This is a genomic window from Yersinia nurmii (assembly GCF_001112925.1).
Classification (GTDB): Bacteria; Pseudomonadota; Gammaproteobacteria; order Enterobacterales; family Enterobacteriaceae; genus Yersinia; species Yersinia nurmii.
Genome location: NZ_CPYD01000001.1, coordinates 217,848 through 237,142, shown reverse-complemented (window position 1 = coordinate 237,142; position 19,295 = coordinate 217,848). Strand labels below are relative to the sequence as shown.

Below are 19,295 nucleotides of genomic sequence, written 5' to 3'. Positions count from 1 at the left end.
AAGTAGCAAATAGATCATGAAAATGAGCTGTTTGTTTACCCATTTTCGTATAGCATAAAATGAGTTTTTTAATCTTAAGTTTGAATTCTATCGCATATCGGCAAAGGACTCTTAAGGAAAGTAGCCTAACATAGAGCATAGAGCATAGAGCATAGGTGTGGAGTGTAGGGATGCCATGCTAACAGACCTAAACATTAATTATCCGAATAGCTTAAGTCATGCTGCATCGCAGCTGGAAGAGATTATATCTCTTCTATATTAAGATGTTATTTGCCAATATCATGGGGCTGGCACATCAGGCTATAGCTTATGGGAAGATAAAGGGTTCTGATTTATAACGCATTCTATTAATAGGAAAATGCACAAACTTCGATGCCGAGACATGCGTAGTTTTCTCAAGATCTGCGCGCCTATTCTCTTACAGTCTTCGGCGTTGTTGACAAATATCATTGGCCCGATTGGACTTGATTTCCAACATGTTCCATATTCTTTAGTATACAAAGCTGCGGTGAAGTGAAAATTAAAAATAGCCACAAGCGCAAGAAGAAAGATCGTAATGTTGGCAGATGAAAGTATATGTCATTTTAAATTTAAGGCGTTATTCTTTCCTGTCATCAATATATAGGTAGATATTACCATTTTCATAATACATATCAGTACACCTGCAACCCTATAGTTGGTAAGACGATAAAATAATACGATATCGGGGTATGACAGATGCGGGGATATTTCTTTAATTATGTGCTGTATGTTGGTGTTTACGCAGGTATATAACTTATCTTCTCCTCTCCTCCATTAAATGGCGAAATACACCATACGCATAGCTGGAAGGTATACTGGGCGAATACCCCGTTAGGTAATGCGGATACGATCTTTCCGTCATAAAAATCTCTTTTTATATTCCGTTGGCGATTATATATCGATACAGCTAATGCATCTTAATTTTATCACTTTTAAGAATAATAACTAAATACTACGTCTACAGTGATGGCTCCAGTACGGTTTATCAAAATAACCCTGAGTTATTAAAGTAATACCTTTAGTGAATCGTTCTCCAGCACTTATCTATAGAATTGGTACAGAAAATAGTTCGATAAGATCTATCTGCTGACGCGACGATTTCTTAGGTTATTGCGAAGTGTTCTATAGCCAGCCCCGCTAGCATGATTACTTCTATACCCTCAGTTTTGTGGTATTGAACCGACATTATCTCTGAAGAGAGAAATTGTTTTCAGGCATGAGGGGAATCCTAGGCGCGGGTTGGTATGACTCATTCTGACCAAGAAATACACTCGGCATTAACAAGTGATGATCAAAATAAGCCTTCGGTGGGATTCTTTTCAGGGCTTTACTTAGCAAACGTTTACTTTGTGAAAGGATATATTTACCATTCGTGCGTTTATCCACTCGATGGAAAGTTCGCCCCGCTTGTCGCTGGCGAACGTTGCCGATAGAAAACGTTATCGATAGCAAAATAGGCTGGAGAACTCGCGTTTTCATTCCATTTTCCTCAGTCACTTGCTTGTCACCGGGAGCATAGGAGATCACATGTTTTATCCGATCGTTAAAAAGGCACTGTTCCAGCTCGATCCAGAGCGCGCTCATGAACTAACTTTCCGTCAATTAAAACGCATTACGGGCACGCCGCTGGAGTTTTTAGTGCGTCAATCGGTGCCGACGAAGCCAGTGAGCTGCATGGGACTGTCATTTAAAAACCCTGTTGGTTTAGCTGCGGGTCTGGATAAAAACGGTGATTGCATTGATGCCTTGGGCGCAATGGGATTTGGTTTTATTGAAGTGGGGACGGTCACGCCACTGCCGCAGCCGGGAAATGATAAACCTCGCTTATTCCGCGTCCTTGAAGCTGAAGGTCTGATCAATCGGATGGGCTTTAATAATCTCGGTGTGGATAATCTGGTCGATAACGTTAAAAAATCGCATTTTGGAGGAATTCTTGGGATTAATATCGGTAAGAATAAAGATACGCCGGTAGAGAATGGTAAAGATGATTATCTGATCTGCATGGATAAAGTTTATCCATACGCCGGTTATATTGCGATTAATATTTCGTCACCAAATACTCCAGGGCTACGTTCTTTACAGTATGGGGAAGCGTTGGACGATCTGCTTGCGGCCGTTAAAAATAAGCAGGCGGAACTGCATCAGCGTCATCATAAATATGTGCCGGTCGCCGTTAAGATCGCTCCGGATCTTACTGAAGAAGAATTGATCCAGGTCGCGGATAGCTTGGTAAAACATAATATAGATGGCGTTATTGCCACTAATACCACCTTAGATCGTTCTTTGATCCAAGGTTTAAATTATTGTGAACAAAGTGGTGGATTAAGTGGCCGCCCATTGCAATCCCGTAGCACCGAGGTGATTCGCCGTTTGTCACAGGAATTACAGGGACGTTTGCCTATTATTGGGGTGGGCGGAATTGATTCTCTGATGGCAGCCAGAGAAAAAATGGCAGCAGGGGCTTCACTAGTCCAAATTTATTCTGGCTTTATCTTCCGTGGGCCTGGTTTGATTAAAGATATTGTTACTCATATCTAATTATTTCTCTTGATTTTCGTCTGGGGGTTTATTTATGCCCCCAGCTCGTCTATATTTTATCCGTTAGTTTAAATAAACATCGATAAATGTAAATGAATTGAGTTTGATTAGATAACCAGACAACTCAATTATTGAGCGGTAAATGTTGGCAGTGGGATGGGAAGGAATAAAATATGCGGATTAAACCTGACGATAAATGGCGTTGGTATTTTGATGCTGAACACGATCGGCTGATGCTGGATCTAGCCAATGGTATGATATTTCGTTCTCGCTTCCCGGCCAAAATGTTAACGCCAGATGCATTTAGTGAATCCGCATTTTGTGTGGACGATGCTGCTCTTTATTTTGAATTCGAAGATCAATGTCGCCAAATTAAATTGAGCCACGAACATCGAGCCGAACTGGTATTAAATGCGTTAGTGGCATTTCGTTTCCTGAAACCCTTAATGCCAAAAAGTTGGTATTTTGTGCAACAGGCAAAAGTTTTAACGCCGGAAAATGGCAGCTTGGCCTTGGTGAAACTGATGGAAACCGGAGAAGAGGTTAGGGTATTAGTCGTTGAATCCGGTGATTCCGCGAGCTTATGTTTATTGGCTCAGCCTCAATTGCAGCTGGCGGGCAGACCCTTGATATTAGGCGATGCGATTAAAATTATGAACGATCGCTTATTGCCATTAGTCATAGAAAATACCGATATTCAGGCGTTTGACCGGGCGGTCTGATCGATAATGACGGCTTAATTCGAACTATGTCATCTGCCCTGATTTCGGGTTGCTCTTTCGACGCTATTTACCCGTCAGTGTGATATCCCCTTTTGGCACACAGCTGCACGCCAGAATAACGCCATTTTCTGCAATAGCACTTTGTTTTAACGGCGCCACTTCACCATCCAGCAATGTCACTTTGCAGCTACCGCATATTCCAGCCCGGCATGAATAAGGAATACGAATATTCTGTTGTTCCAGTTGCTCCAGTAATACCTGCTGATTATTACCAGTAAAACGAATACCGTTATATTCAATAGTGACGGCGCGAGTGCTATCCTGCACCATCGGTAAGGCCTCCGCCACGACGCCAGCGCCATAAGGGCGGGGCGGTTTGGTCGCCAATACCTCAATATTATCGCCGACGCGAATAATGCCGCTATTACGTGCAATCATATTCTGACCAAAATCCACATCGCCATTATCCGCAGTTCGGAATTTCTGTAGTGTAGTTAAAGGTTCGGCGGTAGGATGCTTTTTTCCACGCTCAATGCTGACGGTGGTCAAAATACAGCGGCTGCAAGGTTTCACCAGATCGAATATCACATCACCGACGCGAATCACCTGCCAGCTATCTTCCGCAAAAGCGCTGGCACCAGTGACGACTAAATTAGGCCGAAATTGTTCAATCTTAATGCTGCCGGGGCATCGTCGCTGTAATTCGGCAAAAGAGGCTTCATTAATCAGCAAATAGGGATAGCCATCGGCGAAGGAAAGAGGAATTTCCGGCTGGCGTTTTACCCGACGAGTCAGTTCCGGCCCAAGCCAGCGTAATTGAACTTCGCGTTGGAAATAGCCGCTGAGCCAGTCGTTTATTTCCGCAGGGGCAATCAGAGCGGTAAAATGATTTCCCCATACTTCGGTGGGGGCCGCAGTGGGGGAAAAATCATTAAAGCGGATACTGGCGCTTTCGCCGTCTGGCGCGGTAAGAAATAAACCGTCAACCAGTAGCGCCGGAGTAAAAGTCACCATCTTCGGATTATTACGAGCTGTAATAAAAGTGCCATCCGGTTCGGTGATCATAAATACTCGGTCAAAAGCGAGGCCGCTACGGCCTACCTGTGCATGGGAAAGCTGTAATCCACGCATGGATTTTACCGGGTGAATGTAAAGTTTAGAGAGAGTGATCACCATGTGCTCCATGCGTGTATGAAATTAGAAGGGAGCAACTTTATGACAAGCGGACAGGATTAGCTATAATGCGCAACAATTTTATTTTTGGTGATAGTGCGATATGAACTCTTTGTTTGCCAGCACGGCGCGTGGACTGGAAGAACTGTTAAAAAGCGAACTCGAAGCGCTGGGTGCCCACGACTGTAAAATAGTGCAGGGTGGGGTACATTTTCAGGGTGACGATCGGCTTATGTACCAAAGTTTGCTGTGGAGTCGTTTGGCTTCCCGCATTCTGCTGCCCCTGAATGAATTTAAGGTTCACAGCGATCTGGATCTTTATCTGGGGGTGCAAGCTATCGACTGGCCGTCGATCTTTGGCGTGGACAAAACTTTTGCCGTGCATTTTAGCGGTGTGAATGAAGAAATCCGCAATAGCCAGTACGGCGCATTGAAAGTAAAAGATGCGATTGTGGATAGCTTCACTCGCAAGATCGATCAACGCCCAACGGTTGCCAAGCAACAGCCGGATATTCGGGTGAATGTGTTTCTGCAACGCGACACCGCCAGCGTGGCATTGGATTTGAGCGGCGAAGGTCTGCATCAGCGCGGTTATCGCGATCTGACCGGGCAGGCGCCGTTAAAGGAAAACTTGGCTGCCGCGATTATTCTGCGATCTGGCTGGCAGGCAGGAACGCCAATGGTCGATCCTATGTGTGGTTCCGGCACTTTGCTGATCGAAGCGGCGATGATGGCTTCGGATCGTGCTCCGGGCCTGCATCGCCACCATTGGGGCTTTACTGCCTGGAATAGTTTTAACGAAGAGCTGTGGCGCGAACTGACGGCGGAAGCGCAGGTGCGTGCTCGCCGTGGCCTACAGGAAACCACGTCCCGCTTCTTTGGCTCCGATATTGATCGTCGGGTCATTGAAATGGCACGAGCCAACGCTCGCCGCGCCGGTGTAGCGGAATTGATTACGCTGAATGCAAATGACGTCAGTAAACTGGTTAATCCGTTGCCGGAAGGTCCTGTGGGTACGGTGATCAGTAACCCGCCGTACGGGGAGCGTTTAGAAAGCGAGCCAGCGCTGATCGCTTTGCACAATATGTTTGGTCGCATCATGAAGACGGCGTTTGGCGGCTGGCGTTTATCGTTGTTCAGCGCCTCTCCAGAACTGTTGAGCTGCCTGCAATTGCGTGCCGAGCGTGAATTTAAAGCGAAAAACGGCCCGCTGGACTGCGTACAAAAAAACTATCAGCTGGCGGCTAACCCGCAGGGTACCAGCGGCGTTCAGGTGGCAGAAGATTATGCCAACCGTCTGCGCAAGAATGTGAAAAAACTGGATAAATGGGCGAAACAGCAGGGTATCGAATGTTACCGTCTGTATGACGCAGATTTGCCGGATTACAACGTGGCGGTGGATCGCTACGGCAGCAAAGTGGTGGTGCAGGAATATGCGCCGCCAAAAACTGTCGATCCGCAAAAAGCCCGCCAGCGTTTGTTCGACGTAATCAATGCTACTTTAGCGGTACTGAATTTACCGTCTAACCAATTGGTATTGAAAACCCGCGAACGTCAGAAAGGGAAAAGCCAGTACGAGAAACTTGCGCAGAAAGGCGAATTCCTGTTGGTGGAAGAGTATAACGCCAAGCTGTGGGTGAATCTGACTGACTATCTGGATACCGGTTTGTTCCTCGATCACCGTTTGGCGCGTCAGATGCTGGGCAAAATGAGTCAGGGTAAAGATTTCCTGAACCTGTTTGCTTATACCGGTACCGCCAGCGTGCATGCAGGCTTAGGTGGCGCGCGCAGTACTACGACAGTTGATATGTCTCGTACCTATCTGGAATGGGCGGAGAAAAACCTGCGGGTTAACAGTTTAACCGGCCAGCAACATCGACTGATTCAGGCGGATTGCCTGTCTTGGTTAAGTAACACCGACGAGCAGTTTGACGTGATTTTTATCGATCCGCCAACCTTCTCAAACTCCAAGCGTATGGAGACCACGTTTGACGTACAGCGCGATCATCTGGTGCTGATGAAAGAACTTAAACGGTTACTGCGTCGTAAGGGAACCATTATGTTCTCGAACAATAAGCGCGGTTTCCAGATGGATTTGGCCGGGATTGAAGCCCTGGGACTGGTGGCAAAAGAAATCACCGCTCAAACGCAATCCGAAGACTTTGCCCGTAATCGTCAGATCCACAACTGTTGGCTGGTCACCCACGCCAACGAGGAAAAGTAGAAACTATGTCGTTAATTAGCATGTCAGGTGCCTGGCTGTCGTTCAGTGATGCACCTTTGTTAGACAATACCGAATTACATATTGAACCGAACGAACGTGTCTGTTTGGTCGGTCGTAATGGCGCGGGTAAATCCACACTGTTGAAAATCCTGAGCAAGGAAATTGCGCTGGACGACGGACGCATTGTGTACGAACAAGATCTGATCGTGGCACGCCTGCAACAGGATCCGCCGCGTAACGTGGCTGGCACCGTGTTTGACTTCGTTGCAGAAGGGGTGCAGGAGCAAGCGGAGCATTTGAAAGCCTACCATGCCACTTTGCATCAGGTTGAGTTGGACCCAAGCGAGAAAAATCTGAATCGTTTGGCGGCGTTACAGGAAATTCTTGACCACCAGGGCCTGTGGCAGTTAGATAGCCGCATTCATGAAGTTCTGGAACAGTTGGGGCTCAACGCTGACGCTGAGCTGTCTTCCCTGTCCGGTGGCTGGCTGCGCAAAGCGGCGTTGGGTCGGGCGTTGGTTAGTTCGCCAAAAGTATTGTTGCTAGATGAGCCAACCAACCACTTGGATATCGAGACGATCTACTGGCTGGAAGGTTTCCTGAAAGAGTTTCAGGGCAGTATCATCTTTATTTCCCATGACCGTTCATTTATCCGCGCTATGGCAACCCGTATTGTGGACCTGGATCGCGGTAAACTGGTGTCATGGCCGGGTAACTACGAGCTGTATCTGGCGAGCAAAGAAGAAGCGCTGCGGGTTGAAGAACTGCAAAATGCTGAATTCGATCGCAAATTGGCACAGGAAGAAGTGTGGATCCGTCAGGGCATTAAAGCGCGTCGTACGCGTAACGAAGGCCGCGTGCGCGCCTTGAAAGCGTTGCGTCAGGAACGTTCTGAGCGTCGTGAAGTGATGGGCACAGCCAAGATGCAGGTGGAAGAAACCGTGCGTTCGGGCAAGATTGTCTTCGATCTGGAAAATGTGAATTATCAGGTTGGCGATAAAGTGCTGGTGAAAAACTTCACCGCGCAGGTACAACGTGGCGATAAAATTGCACTGGTTGGGCCGAACGGCTGTGGGAAAACCACTTTGCTGAAGCTGATGCTCGGCCAGTTACAGGCCGATAGCGGTAAGGTTCACTGCGGTACCAAGCTCGAAGTGGCTTACTTCGACCAGCACCGTGCGGAACTGGACCCAGAGCGCACCGTGATGGATAACCTAGCGGAAGGTAAACAGGAAGTGATGGTTAATGGTCGTTCACGTCACGTTCTGGGTTATTTGCAGGACTTCTTGTTCCATCCAAAGCGGGCGATGACGCCAGTGAAAGCCTTGTCCGGTGGGGAGCGTAACCGCCTGTTATTGGCTAAACTATTCCTGAAACCTAGCAACCTGTTGATTCTCGATGAGCCAACCAACGACCTGGATGTCGAAACGTTGGAATTGCTTGAAGAGATGGTGGATGGCTATCAGGGCACCGTATTGTTGGTCAGCCATGATCGTCAGTTCGTTGATAACTCTGTTACCGAGTGCTGGATTTTCGAAGGCAACGGTGAAATCAGCAGCTTTGTGGGCGGTTATTACGATGCCCATAAACAGCGTGCTGAAGCCAAGCCGATTCGCCAAGCTGCGCCGAAGGTAGAAACACCTAAAGCTACTGCTCCGGTAAAAAATACGGCGTCGGCTAAGCGTTCGACAGGTAAACTCAGTTATAACTTGCAGCGTGAACTGGATCAGTTGCCACAACAGCTTGAGAAACTGGAAGAGGAAATTGGCGCATTACAAGCTCAGGTGAGCGATGCCAATTTCTTCTCCCGTCCTCATGAGGAAACCCAGCAAGTGCTAAAAGCACTGGCTGCCGCAGAACAAGCGCTGGAAGTGGCTTTTGCCCGTTGGGAAGAATTGGAAGCACAGAAAAACGGCTAATTAAAGCGGGGGAGGGTAGAGTTATTGCTGCACTCCACTGACTTAACGGCTGCCAAACCGTTCTGTTGCCAATGCGTAAAACGAATTGTGTAGCAGAACGGTATTTTTTGGCGCTGAAATATTGCCGTGAAGGAGAGTTCTATTGTGTTCTGTTAGCCATCACGATCACGGTCATCATCATGTTGAAAGTAATGACGCGATGCTATGCCCGCAGTGCGATATGCTGGTGGCATTGCCGAAGTTATCTTTCGGCACCAAAGCTGTTTGCCCGCGCTGTAAAACGACACTGAGTATGCGGTGGGAAGAACCGCGTAAACGGCCTATAGGCTATGCGCTCAGTGCGCTATTTATGCTATTGGTTGCTAACCTGTTCCCCTTCGTTAATATGCGGGTGGCAGGGATTACCAGTGAAATTACGCTAATTCAAATTCCTCGCGTTATGCTGAACGATAATTACGCCAGCATGGCGACGCTATTCATGGTGCTGGTACAGTTAATCCCCGCATTTTGCATGGTGGCGATTATCTTACTCTGTTCAGGTACTCGACTACCGAAACACCTGAAAACCGTGATGGCCAAAGCGCTGTTTATGTTCAAAACCTGGTGCATGGTGGAAATTTTCCTCGCCGGTGTTTTGGTCAGTTTCGTTAAGCTGATGGCTTACGGAGAGATCGGTATCGGCAGCAGTTTTGTGCCTTACTGTCTGTTTTGCCTACTACAGGTGCGAGCTTTTCAATGTGTGGATCGCCGCTGGCTGTGGCAGGATATCGAACCGGCGCCGGCGATAAACTGCGAACTGACCTTTGGTCGCACGGGGATCCGTCAGGGCGTGCGTTCTTGCTCTTGCTGCACCGCGATTTTACCGGTCAATCAGCGAGAATGTCCGCGTTGCCACACCTACGGCTACGCCCGTCGCCGCAATAGCCTGCAATGGACGATGGCGCTGCTGATTACCTCTATCCTGCTGTATATTCCGGCAAATCTGATGCCAATCATGATCACTGAAGCGCTCGGTAATGAAATGACTTCGACCATTATGGCCGGTGTGATTTTGCTCTGGGGAGAAGGTTCCTATCCAGTGGCAATGGTTATCTTTATCGCCAGTATTATGGTGCCTTCGCTGAAAATGCTGGCCATCGGTTGGCTGTGCTGGGACGCGAAAGGGAAAGGAAAAGCGGATAGCGAACGGATGCATTTTATTTACGAAGTGGTCGAGTTTGTTGGCCGCTGGTCAATGATCGATGTTTTTGTTATTGCAGTGCTTTCGGCGTTAGTCCGCATAGGTCAGCTCATGAGTATTTATCCGGCTATAGGCGCATTACTATTCGCAATGGTGGTGATTTTAACCATGCTGGCAGCATTGACCTTTGATCCTCGTTTAACCTGGGATCGGATGAGTGAAACAACTAAGAAGGAGCCGCAAGGTGACGGACAGTAACCCAAGCCATGGTGTGGCAGAGATAGAAAAAATCAAACGCTGGTCTCCGGTGTGGATCATTCCGATAGTGACTGCCTTGATCGGCGCGTGGATATTGTTTTACCACTTTAGCCATCAAGGGCCAGAGGTGACTTTATATACGCAAAATGCTGAAGGCATCGAAGCGGGTAAAACCAAAATCAAAAGTCGCAGTGTCGATGTTGGCACGGTAGAAATGGTGACGTTGAGTAACGATCTCAATCAGGTCATTATCAAAGCGCGGTTGAATTCGGGTATGGAGAAGTTACTGCGTACCGATTCAGCGTTTTGGGTGGTTAAGCCGCAAATTGGTCGGGAAGGGGTGTCAGGTCTGGGCACTTTATTATCTGGCGCCTATATCGAGCTACAACCGGGCCGCGCGGATAAAAACCATGATGAGTTCCATCTGCTTGATTCACCACCGTTAGCCTCTCCGGATGCCAAGGGGTTGCGTATCGTGTTGGATAGCGATCAGGCAGGGCAATTGAACGCCGGCGATCCGGTGCTGTTCCGTGGTTATCGTGTGGGTTCGGTAGAAACCGGTTCTTTCGATCCAAAATCTCGCTTAATGCAATATCAGCTCTTTATCAGCGCGCCTTACGACAGTCTGGTGACGTCCAACGTCCGCTTCTGGAAAGACAGTGGCGTGGCGGTGGATTTGTCCTCGCAGGGAATGCGGGTGGAAATGGCTTCGCTGGCGACCTTATTCAGTGGCGGCGTCAGTTTCGATGTGCCGGACGGTGTCGATTTAGGTAAGCCTGTTACTCAGGATAAAACTCAGTTTAAATTGTTTGATAATCGCAGCAGTATTCAGAATTCATTGTTTACCGAACATGAGGATTTCCTGCTGTTCTTCTCTGACTCTGTGCGCGGTTTACAGGCTGGCGCGCCGGTTGAATTCCGTGGTATTCGCGTCGGTACCGTCGGCGATGTGCCGTTCTATGCCGAAGGCGTGAGACAGCGCCTGGATAACGATTTCCGTATTCCGGTGTTAATTCGCATCGAACCGGGCCGTTTCCGTAACGATCTGGGGCCGGATGCCAACTTTGAGCAAATTCTGAAAACCGCCAAAGAGCGTGGTTTACGCGCATCGCTGAAGTCTGGCAACTTGTTGACCGGCGCGCTGTTCGTCGATTTAGACTTTTATCCAGATGCTAAACCGTGGAAAGGGCCGCAGGACGTAGCGGGTTATCCTCTGATACCAACGGTGAGCGGTGGGTTGGCGCAGATTCAGCAAAAAGTCATGATGACGCTGGATAAGATCAATAATCTGCCGTTAACGCCAATGTTAAATGAAGTCACGCAGACGCTGGCCGAAAGCCAGAAAACCATGCGTGAAACTCAGAAAACGTTGGCGTCGCTGAACGAAATCACCTCCAGTCAGGCGATGAAAGATCTGCCGCAAGATCTTCAGAAAACGTTAACCGAGCTGAATCGCAGCATGAAAGGTTTCCAGCCGGGTTCACCTGCCTACAATAAAATGGTCGGTGATATGCAACGTTTGGATCAGGTATTACGCGAACTGCAACCGGTACTGCGTACCCTGAATGAGAAGAGTAACGCGCTGGTATTTGAAGCTGCCGGCAGCCAGGACCCTCAGCCTAAGAAGGCCAAAAAATGATGAAATGGATGATGGTATTGATGGCGCTGTTACTCAGCGCCTGTAGCAGCAGCACCTCTAAAACCTATTACCAGTTACCAGCGTTAGGTACGCCGGTTGCCGTCAGCAGCGACACTCAAGGTGTGACTCGGCAACTGTGGCTGGAACATGTCAGCGTCGCGGATTATCTGGCCGCGTCCGGCGTGGTTTATCAGACGAATGATGTGCAGTATGTCATTGCTAATAATAATCTGTGGGCTAGCCCGCTGGATCAGCAATTACAGCAAACGCTGGTCACTAACCTGAGCAGCGCATTGCCGGGCTGGTTAGTTTCAGCTCAGCCGCTGGACAGCGATCAGGCGGTGTTGAATGTAACGGTGACCGGTTTCCATGGCCGTTTTGATGGGAAGGCAATAGTCAAAGGGGTTTGGGTGGTGAAATATCAGGGCAAGCTGATTAAACAGCCATTTGATCTGGAAGTGAAGCAGAGCGAAGATGGTTATGACGCGCTGATTCGTACGCTGGCACAGGGCTGGCAGCAGGAAGCTCAGAACATCGCGACTCAGTTGCAACGCATTCAGTAATATTTTGTACTCATTCAATCTAAACCCCTTTCCTTATTCATTATTCTGATGATACGGCAAGGGGTTTTTTATTTAAAATCATGATGTTATCTCTATTTCCTCTAAATCAATCACTTAGTTAATTAAGCGGGCGTAGCTCACAAATGTGACATTGGCGTGAATATTGCGCATTGATTTTCCCTGTCAAAAGGACTATTTCTTAATCGTGGTTGTACATAAAGCAGCCACTGTTTTCTTTCCAGCAGACAAGAAATGAGGGATAAGAGGCATGAAGAGACAGAAAAGAGATCGTCTGGAACGGGCATTATCAAGAGGATATCAGGCAGGTATTTCAGGGCGTTCAAGGGAAATTTGTCCCTACCAATCTTTAGACGCCCGGTCTCATTGGCTAGGAGGGTGGCGACAAGCCATGGCTGACAGGGCTGTGACCGCTTAAGCGGCTCCCTGTGTTTCGAGGATAACCTCCGCTTTATGCGGAGGTTTTCATTTCAGAGACCATACTATTCAGCAATAGCCTTGCTTATTGTCACAGAAAACTAGCCCTGCCAACGTTTCAGCAAAATACTGGCGTTAACCCCGCCAAAACCAAAACCGTTAGAAAGCGCATAAGTCATCTGGTGAGGGCGAGCTTTGCCGCTGACAATATCCAATCCGGCACTGGCAGGATCTGGATGGGCCAGATTCAAGGTCGCGGGTACGATTTGATCTCGCAATGCCAGCGCGGTAAATACCGTTTCCAGACCACCCGCGCCGCCGAGTAAATGACCGGTTGCTGATTTAGTGGAGGTGACGGCTAACTGACTGTTTGTGCCAAACAGGTGTTTGATCGCGTTGATCTCGCCCAGATCCCCTACCGGCGTTGAGGTTGCATGAGCATTTAAGTGCTGAACCTGATCTGGAGTCACCCCCGCCTGCCGTAATGCGATTTTCATCGCTCTGTAAGCGCCGTCACCGTCCTCTGCGCCGGAAGTCATATGGTAGGCATCCGCGCTGGTACCGTAGCCGACAATCTCCGCCAGCGGCGTTGCGCCACGAGCCAGAGCGTGCTCTAACTCTTCTACCACGAGTAGGCCAGCACCTTCTCCCATCACAAAGCCATCGCGAGCGCTGTCGAACGGCCGTGATGCCTGTTTCGGGTATTCGTTATAGCCATGAGAAAGGGCGCGAGCCGCCGCAAAACCGGCCAAACTGACCTTATCAATGGCCGCTTCGGCACCGCCGCACAGTGCGACGTCGGCCTCGTGGTTGCGAATCATACGTACCGCATCGCCAATGGCCTGAACACCTGCGGCACAGGCGGTAACCGGTGCGCCGATTGGCCCTTTGAAATGGTGTTTAATGGATACGTGGCCAGCAGCCAGATTGACCAGAAACGACGGAATGGTGAAAGGAGACAGCCGTTTGGGGCCGCGACTGTCGGTGGTGCGAACCGCATGCGCAATCGCGGGGAAACCGCCAATACCTGAACCAATCACGGTTGCGGTCCGCTCTTGTTGATCTTCGGCGATCGCCTGCCAGCCTGAATGCGCAATGGCTTCATCGGCTGCGGCTATGGCGAACTCGATAAAACGGTCCATTTTCTTTTGATCTTTCGGTAAAACGGCGCGGTCAGGATCGAAACCGCCTTCTGGATCTTCTGCCAGCGTAGGAACTTGTCCACCGACTTTGGTTACCAGCTCTCCTACAATCTCATCCGGTAGCCGGCGGATACCTGATTGCCCGGCTAGCAAACGCCGCCAGACGATTTCGAGACCTGTACCCAATGGGCAAACCACGCCCATACCGGTAATCACCACGCGACGCATACTCATACAATTTCCTTATTCGGATTCAATGGAACGGGCAGACGCTTTTTCTCGCATCAATGCAAGGCGTCGCTTCACGATATCACTGCTTACCGGGCCTGCGGCGATGGTGACATCCTGATAAAGGATAGGCCGTTGGGTCCGTTGATCAAGCAATTGGGGCTGAATCGGCTCACCGCTGCGGCGATCGACCAGAATCACTGCGGCGCCTTCCGGAGCGAGATGCTTATTACCCCAATCAAACATCGCCGCTAATACCGGGAAAAAATCGATTCCGCGTTGAGTCAGGCGATATTCATAGCGAGCGGGGCGGGCGTGATATAAATGCTTTTCTAGAATGCCACTGGCGACCAGATGCTTCAGTCGGCGAGTTAGCATGGTAGGGGAAAGCTGTAAACTTTGCTGAAACTCGTCAAAGCGCGACAATCCCTGAAAAGCATCACGGAGGATTAATATGCTCCACCACTCCCCAACGCGCTCTAGAGAACGGGCGACCGGACAGGGCAAATCGTCAAAATGGGTTCTTTGCATTAGCTGCCGGTATCCTTGCGAGTAAAGCTAAAAGTAGAAGCAAAATGTAACTCACTACACTTATAGTAGTGACTATGAATCAAAAAAATGCCGTTTGACTGGCACTGTTTTCACTTTACGGGATGACGCAGGGATTGAGATTGCTCTCTCCCTGCGCAAAAACGCTTAGAACGCGTTCGTGTCTTTAAATAAGCCCACTTTCAGATCGGTCGCGGTATAAATCACTTTACCGTCAACCAATACTTCGCCGTCCGCAACGCCCATAATCAGTTTACGCATAATGACGCGTTTGAAGTTGATACGGTAAGTTACTTTCTTCGCTTCAGGTAACACCTGACCGGTAAATTTCACTTCGCCTACGCCCAGCGCGCGGCCTTTACCTTCACCACCCAACCAACCGAGGTAGAAGCCGACCAACTGCCACATTGCATCGAGGCCGAGACAGCCGGGCATCACTGGATCACCTATGAAGTGGCAACCGAAGAACCATAGGTCTGGATTGATATCCAGTTCCGCTTCCACATAACCTTTGTTATGAGTACCGCCGTCTTCGGTCATCTTCACGATACGGTCCATCATTAACATATTACCTGCTGGCAATGGTGGTCCACCGGCGCCAAACAGTTCGCCGCGGCCAGATGCCTCAAGGTCTTCTTTTGTATAGGATTCGCGTTTATCTACCATGTTCTCAGTAAGCCTTATTTTATTGAAGGTCGCAGATTAGCGTACACTTGTACGCTGAACAAGTCCGATCAGCCCTGGTTAAACCAGTTGAGCCAGCGTAATGGCCAAGGTCGGCGTCGATCCTGGGGATTCATTTGGGCAATCCTTTCCTGAATTATACCTAACAAACTGGTTTGCTGTTCATCGGCATAAGGCAGGCCGGTCAGAAGCGGTAACGCTTCGGTGACGGAGTCCACGGCCCACAGATGGAATTGCCCGTTCTGTACTGCTTCAACCACTGACTGGTGCAGACAGAGATGGCGCACATTGGTGCTCGGTAAAATCACGCCTTGGTGAGAGGTTAACCCACGACGTTGACAAACCTCAAAGAAACCTTCGATTTTTTCATTTACGCCGCCAATAGGTTGCACATTGCCAAACTGGTCGACAGAACCGGTCACGGCAATTTGCTGATTAATTGGCTGTTGTGAAAGAGCGCTAATCAAAGCACATAACTCTGCCAAAGAGGCACTGTCACCGTCAACTTCACCGTATGATTGCTCAAAAACAATTGACGCGGAGAATGGCATCGGCTGGTCAAGTTCTAGCTCCGCATTCAGGAATGCCTGCATAATCATCATGCCTTTAGCATGCAGGTTACCGCCTAACTCAGCTTTGCGTTCAACGTCGACAAATTCGCCGTCGCCCATATGCACCACGCAGCTGATACGAGCGGGTTCACCAAAAGCACGTGGATGGCCAGGATATTCCAGTACCGAAAGCCCGTTGATTTGGCCGACAACCGCACCTTCGGTTTCAATTAGAATCTGTCCCAGTTCGATTTCGTCCTGCATCCGCTCGGCCAGATAATTCTGCCGCCAATCGCGATTATTTGCGGCTACATCAAGCGAATTACCGGTAATTTCATCTTCTTCAGCATACATGGCGGCTTCGGCCAACTGGCGAGTTAACCATTGTGGGCAGAGCGGTAAACTGCCTTGATCGCCACTATGGCGAATTGCTTGTTTAAACAATACCGGCCAGGCGTCTGCGGACAGAGGTGGCAAATGATTCTGTTGTACTAACCCATTGATATAACCACACCACAGCGCCATGCCTTCTTCGTCCAGCAGGGGCAATTCGGCTTCAAACTCGCCGTAAATGGCCAGCTCACCCAGCTCCGGTTCCATATCATGGAAATCCCCCAGACCGAGGCGATCGCCAACCAGAACCAAACGTAAATCGAGCGGCATCGACGGGATATGTAATGGTAAAGGCTTGGTTTCATCGGGAGAATGCCACTCGAAACGCTGTTGAGTTACCATTTGTTTCAGGCGTAGCCACATTAACGGCTGCGCCAACAGGGAACGTACCGACAGAATCAGCACACCGCCGTTGGCATGATGGACCAAACCCGGTTGCAAACTGACCGTATCTTTATGGATTCTAACGCAACCAAATAATTGTTCTGGTTCAATCCATTCCTGACATAAACAGGTAGATTTGGCAGCAAAAGCCTCATTGCCTTGCTGAGCCGGCTGCCAGCTCACTTGATGGCCATGTACCAGATAATCACCGCCCGCTAGCGCCGGCGTTTCATTTGCCTGCAACTCTTTAATTGCCTGAGAGAGCAGGTTGAGATAGTCGCCACTCTCTTGCGCTTTGATCAGCATAAAGCGCGGCTTGGATAGTGGGTGACAGAATAGCGTCAGGCCATTTTCCAACCGGGGTTGATATGCCGCAAAAGATACGGGAGCCAACTGAGTGGCGGTAGCAAACAACGCCTCATATGGCGTTGTGTTTGGCAGCAAAGACTGCCATTCAAGTCGGTTATTGGTCAAAGTGTTAGATGCAATCGTCAAAAAGGGAAAGGGCGATTATACAAGAATAACGCAGGCTGCATATACGCAGAGTGGCAGTTGTCGACAAGGAGTGTGACATCCTGATATTTAAGTACAAAAAACAGTCAAAATGAGCGCGATTTGCAGGGGGAAATTTCCTGTAAAGCTGTTATGCTTACTGAAGTTACGCGGTCACTGAAGAGATCACGATGAAATATCAACAATTGGAAAATCTTGAGAGCGGTTGGAAATGGGCCTATCTGGTGAAAAAACACCGTGAAGGTGAACCTATCACTCGCCACGTTGAAAAGAGCGCAGCTCAAGATGCGATTGAACAACTGCTGAAGCTGGAAAGCGAGCCGGTTAAAGTCCTTGAGTGGATCGCTGCGCATATGAATGCAGATCTGGCTAATCGGATGAAGCAAACCATTCGGGCTAGACGTAAACGCCATTTTAATGCCGAGCATCAGCATACGCGTAAAAAATCTATCGATCTGGAATTCCTGGTTTGGCAGCGTTTGGCGGCATTGGCGCGCAGAAGAGGGCATACCTTATCTGAAACGGTAGTGCAGTTGATTGAAGATGCCGAACGGAAAGAGAAATATGCTAATCAGATGTCATCGCTGAAACAAGATTTACAGGCAATTTTGGGTAAAGACGATTAGACACTGAATGAGAAGCAGGCGCTATTTGTTGCCGCTTCCCGCTAATCTGGTTGTTGATTTCAGGTGCAGAAAACAGCTAAAAAAAAACCCCGCAATGCGGGGTTTTTATTAAGAAGTAAACTTAAGCCTGTGGCTGAGTTACAACTTCTTTGATGCCTTTCACTTCGATCTCTACGCGACGATCTGGTGCCAGGCAGTTGATCAGTGCAGCACGTGGTTTCACGTTGTCACAGGTGTTGCCTGTAACTGGATCAGCTTGACCCATGCCACGAGCAGAGATCTTGTCTGCTGGGATACCTTTAGATACCAGGTACTCTACAACGCTGCGAGCGCGAGCTTCAGACAGTTTCAAGTTAGGAGCAGCTTGACCGATGCGGTCAGCGAAGCCCAGAACTACAACAGAACCGTCTTTAGGATCGATAGAGCTCAGCTGAGAGTACAGTTGGTCCAGAGCTTGCTGGCCTTCTGGTTTCAGAGTTGCTTTGTTGAAAGCAAACAGCACATCAGACTTCAGAGTGAAACGCTTAGTATCAACAACTGGAGCCGGAGCTGGAGCTGGAGCTACTGGAGCTACTGCGTCATCTTGACCGAAACGGTAAGAAACACCCAGGCTCAGCATGCCGTTGTCTGGACGAGCACCAACGGTAGCAGCATCACCAATGTTGTTAACCCATTGGTAGTCCAGGCGAGTTGCCCAGTTTTTGGTTACTGCGTATTCAAGGCCAACGGCAGCCAGCGGAGAAACGCCAGTGTCGTGGTTGCTAGCGTGGAAGTTTTCGCTAGGCACGTTTGCTTTAGAGTCTGCACGCCAAACCATACCACCCAGACGAGTGTACAGGTCCAGATCCTGAGCAATTGGGTAGCTCAGTTTAGCAGCCAGCTGAACGCCTTGTGCTTTGAATGCGCCGTTAGTTACGTCGCCTTTGTAAGGCATACGGCCAAGCCAGTCATATCCCATTTCGAAGCCAAGGTACTGGTTCGCTTGGTAACCCAAGAACGCACCTGCACCCAGTTGGTTCTGGTGAGTTGGGCCGTCGTTGCTTTCGTTGTAGATACCATTGCCGGTACCGACGTCATGGTACTGAGACCAGCCCAGTTTACCACCGGTGTACCAGGTATTATCTTTCGGTGCGGCTTGCGCTACTGTAGCGAAACCAGCCAGTGCCACTGCTAATGCGATAGCTGTCTTTTTCATTTTACGCCTCGTTATCATCCAAATAGGCAATGAGCTTTTGTAAAGCCAAGCCCTTGGTTAAAATTCTTCGTTAAGGTTTTAACGCTCCCGTTGATTCACGCTGCCAGTTTAATTTGGCGTTTTAGAGCAACCTTAGCGATGTAAAGTCTACAACGTGGCGAGAAAGTTACAAGTGTGATGTGATAAACCGCCTGAAAAAAAAGCAGAAATGAGCAGGTTTTTTAACACTTTTGGCATAAAAACGGTCGTTTTTAGAACAGTATTTTATGCTGCAAGCCGCGTAATGACTCGCTTTGCACTGATATTCAGAGGTTCCCATGTAATTCACGTTAAATTTCATGGGATAAATCCTAAATTT

General features: G+C 48.9%; 15 protein-coding genes. 9 read left to right on the top strand and 6 right to left on the bottom strand.

Annotated features, from left to right (window positions below):
• Positions 1-1,548: 1,548 nt before the first annotated feature.
• On the top strand, positions 1,549-2,559 hold the full coding sequence (pyrD, locus tag AD970_RS01055) for a quinone-dependent dihydroorotate dehydrogenase (RefSeq protein WP_049596486.1): 1,011 nt from the start codon (positions 1,549-1,551) through the stop codon (positions 2,557-2,559).
• Between the two features lie 173 nt (positions 2,560-2,732).
• Entirely contained in the window at positions 2,733-3,281 is a 549-nt protein-coding gene (locus AD970_RS01050; protein ID WP_049596485.1) for a cell division protein ZapC, read from the top strand.
• Positions 3,282-3,344: 63 nt separating this feature from the next.
• On the opposite strand, the gene AD970_RS01045 is transcribed toward AD970_RS01050, so the two are convergent.
• Entirely contained in the window at positions 3,345-4,457 is a 1,113-nt protein-coding gene (locus tag AD970_RS01045) for a YcbX family protein (protein ID WP_157045411.1), read from the bottom strand.
• A gap of 100 nt (positions 4,458-4,557) precedes the next feature.
• Here AD970_RS01045 and rlmKL point away from each other — a divergent pair, with 100 nt between their 5' ends.
• The 6 genes from rlmKL to rmf all read left to right on the top strand — a co-directional run bounded on the left by rlmKL (position 4,558) and on the right by rmf (position 12,673).
• Positions 4,558-6,678, top strand: a complete 2,121-nt coding sequence (rlmKL, locus tag AD970_RS01040; RefSeq protein ID WP_049596484.1) for a bifunctional 23S rRNA (guanine(2069)-N(7))-methyltransferase RlmK/23S rRNA (guanine(2445)-N(2))-methyltransferase RlmL — start codon at positions 4,558-4,560, stop codon at positions 6,676-6,678.
• 5 nt (positions 6,679-6,683) lie between these two features.
• Positions 6,684-8,597, top strand: coding sequence for an ABC transporter ATP-binding protein (locus AD970_RS01035; protein ID WP_049596483.1), 1,914 nt, complete (start codon positions 6,684-6,686; stop codon positions 8,595-8,597).
• 142 nt (positions 8,598-8,739) lie between these two features.
• A complete protein-coding gene (gene pqiA, locus AD970_RS01030; protein ID WP_072080570.1) occupies positions 8,740-10,035 on the top strand; it encodes a membrane integrity-associated transporter subunit PqiA in 1,296 nt (431 codons plus the stop codon).
• Positions 10,022-11,674 carry an intermembrane transport protein PqiB gene (pqiB, locus tag AD970_RS01025; protein WP_049596482.1) on the top strand — a complete coding sequence of 551 codons (1,653 nt, stop codon included), beginning with the start codon at positions 10,022-10,024 and terminating at the stop codon, positions 11,672-11,674. The genes pqiA and pqiB overlap by 14 nt, the downstream gene beginning before the upstream one ends.
• The gene (pqiC, locus tag AD970_RS01020; protein WP_049596481.1) at positions 11,671-12,237 is read left to right on the top strand and encodes a membrane integrity-associated transporter subunit PqiC; all 567 of its coding nucleotides are present in this window, start codon (positions 11,671-11,673) and stop codon (positions 12,235-12,237) included. The genes pqiB and pqiC overlap by 4 nt, the downstream gene beginning before the upstream one ends.
• Positions 12,238-12,505: 268 nt before the next feature.
• Complete coding sequence (gene rmf / locus AD970_RS18600; protein WP_038402188.1) at positions 12,506-12,673, top strand: ribosome modulation factor; 168 nt, start codon at positions 12,506-12,508, stop codon at positions 12,671-12,673.
• A gap of 100 nt (positions 12,674-12,773) precedes the next feature.
• Here rmf and fabF read toward each other — a convergent pair whose 3' ends face one another.
• The 4 genes from fabF to AD970_RS01000 all read right to left on the bottom strand — a co-directional run bounded on the left by fabF (position 12,774) and on the right by AD970_RS01000 (position 17,077).
• Positions 12,774-14,048, bottom strand: a complete 1,275-nt coding sequence (gene fabF / locus AD970_RS01015) for a beta-ketoacyl-ACP synthase II (protein WP_049596480.1) — start codon at positions 14,046-14,048, stop codon at positions 12,774-12,776.
• Between the two features lie 9 nt (positions 14,049-14,057).
• Positions 14,058-14,573 carry a winged helix-turn-helix transcriptional regulator gene (locus tag AD970_RS01010; protein ID WP_049596479.1) on the bottom strand — a complete coding sequence of 172 codons (516 nt, stop codon included), beginning with the start codon at positions 14,571-14,573 and terminating at the stop codon, positions 14,058-14,060.
• A 165-nt stretch (positions 14,574-14,738) separates the two neighbouring features.
• A complete protein-coding gene (gene fabA / locus AD970_RS01005) occupies positions 14,739-15,257 on the bottom strand; it encodes a bifunctional 3-hydroxydecanoyl-ACP dehydratase/trans-2-decenoyl-ACP isomerase (protein WP_049596478.1) in 519 nt (172 codons plus the stop codon).
• Between the two features lie 68 nt (positions 15,258-15,325).
• The gene (locus tag AD970_RS01000) at positions 15,326-17,077 is read right to left on the bottom strand and encodes an AAA family ATPase (protein WP_049596477.1); all 1,752 of its coding nucleotides are present in this window, start codon (positions 17,075-17,077) and stop codon (positions 15,326-15,328) included.
• A gap of 209 nt (positions 17,078-17,286) precedes the next feature.
• On the opposite strand from AD970_RS01000, the gene matP reads away from it, so the two are divergent.
• The gene (gene matP, locus AD970_RS00995; protein WP_049596476.1) at positions 17,287-17,742 is read left to right on the top strand and encodes a macrodomain Ter protein MatP; all 456 of its coding nucleotides are present in this window, start codon (positions 17,287-17,289) and stop codon (positions 17,740-17,742) included.
• 121 nt (positions 17,743-17,863) lie between these two features.
• Here the strand turns inward: matP and ompA are convergent, their stop codons facing one another.
• Positions 17,864-18,937, bottom strand: coding sequence for a porin OmpA (gene ompA, locus AD970_RS00990; RefSeq protein WP_049596475.1), 1,074 nt, complete (start codon positions 18,935-18,937; stop codon positions 17,864-17,866).
• Positions 18,938-19,295 lie beyond the last annotated feature (358 nt).

Bases quoted from the DNA above. Each gene is read 5' to 3' on its own strand.
- pyrD (WP_049596486.1), top strand. From the start codon at position 1,549: ATGTTTTATCCGATCGTTAAAAAGGCACTGTTCCAGCTCGATCCAGAG.
- AD970_RS01050 (WP_049596485.1), top strand. From the start codon at position 2,733: ATGCGGATTAAACCTGACGATAAATGGCGTTGGTATTTTGATGCTGAA.
- AD970_RS01045 (WP_157045411.1), bottom strand. From the start codon at position 4,457: ATGGTGATCACTCTCTCTAAACTTTACATTCACCCGGTAAAATCCATG.
- rlmKL (WP_049596484.1), top strand. From the start codon at position 4,558: ATGAACTCTTTGTTTGCCAGCACGGCGCGTGGACTGGAAGAACTGTTA.
- AD970_RS01035 (WP_049596483.1), top strand. From the start codon at position 6,684: ATGTCGTTAATTAGCATGTCAGGTGCCTGGCTGTCGTTCAGTGATGCA.
- pqiC (WP_049596481.1), top strand. From the start codon at position 11,671: ATGATGAAATGGATGATGGTATTGATGGCGCTGTTACTCAGCGCCTGT.
- rmf (WP_038402188.1), top strand. From the start codon at position 12,506: ATGAAGAGACAGAAAAGAGATCGTCTGGAACGGGCATTATCAAGAGGA.
- fabF (WP_049596480.1), bottom strand. From the start codon at position 14,048: ATGAGTATGCGTCGCGTGGTGATTACCGGTATGGGCGTGGTTTGCCCA.
- AD970_RS01010 (WP_049596479.1), bottom strand. From the start codon at position 14,573: ATGCAAAGAACCCATTTTGACGATTTGCCCTGTCCGGTCGCCCGTTCT.
- fabA (WP_049596478.1), bottom strand. From the start codon at position 15,257: ATGGTAGATAAACGCGAATCCTATACAAAAGAAGACCTTGAGGCATCT.
- matP (WP_049596476.1), top strand. From the start codon at position 17,287: ATGAAATATCAACAATTGGAAAATCTTGAGAGCGGTTGGAAATGGGCC.
- ompA (WP_049596475.1), bottom strand. From the start codon at position 18,937: ATGAAAAAGACAGCTATCGCATTAGCAGTGGCACTGGCTGGTTTCGCT.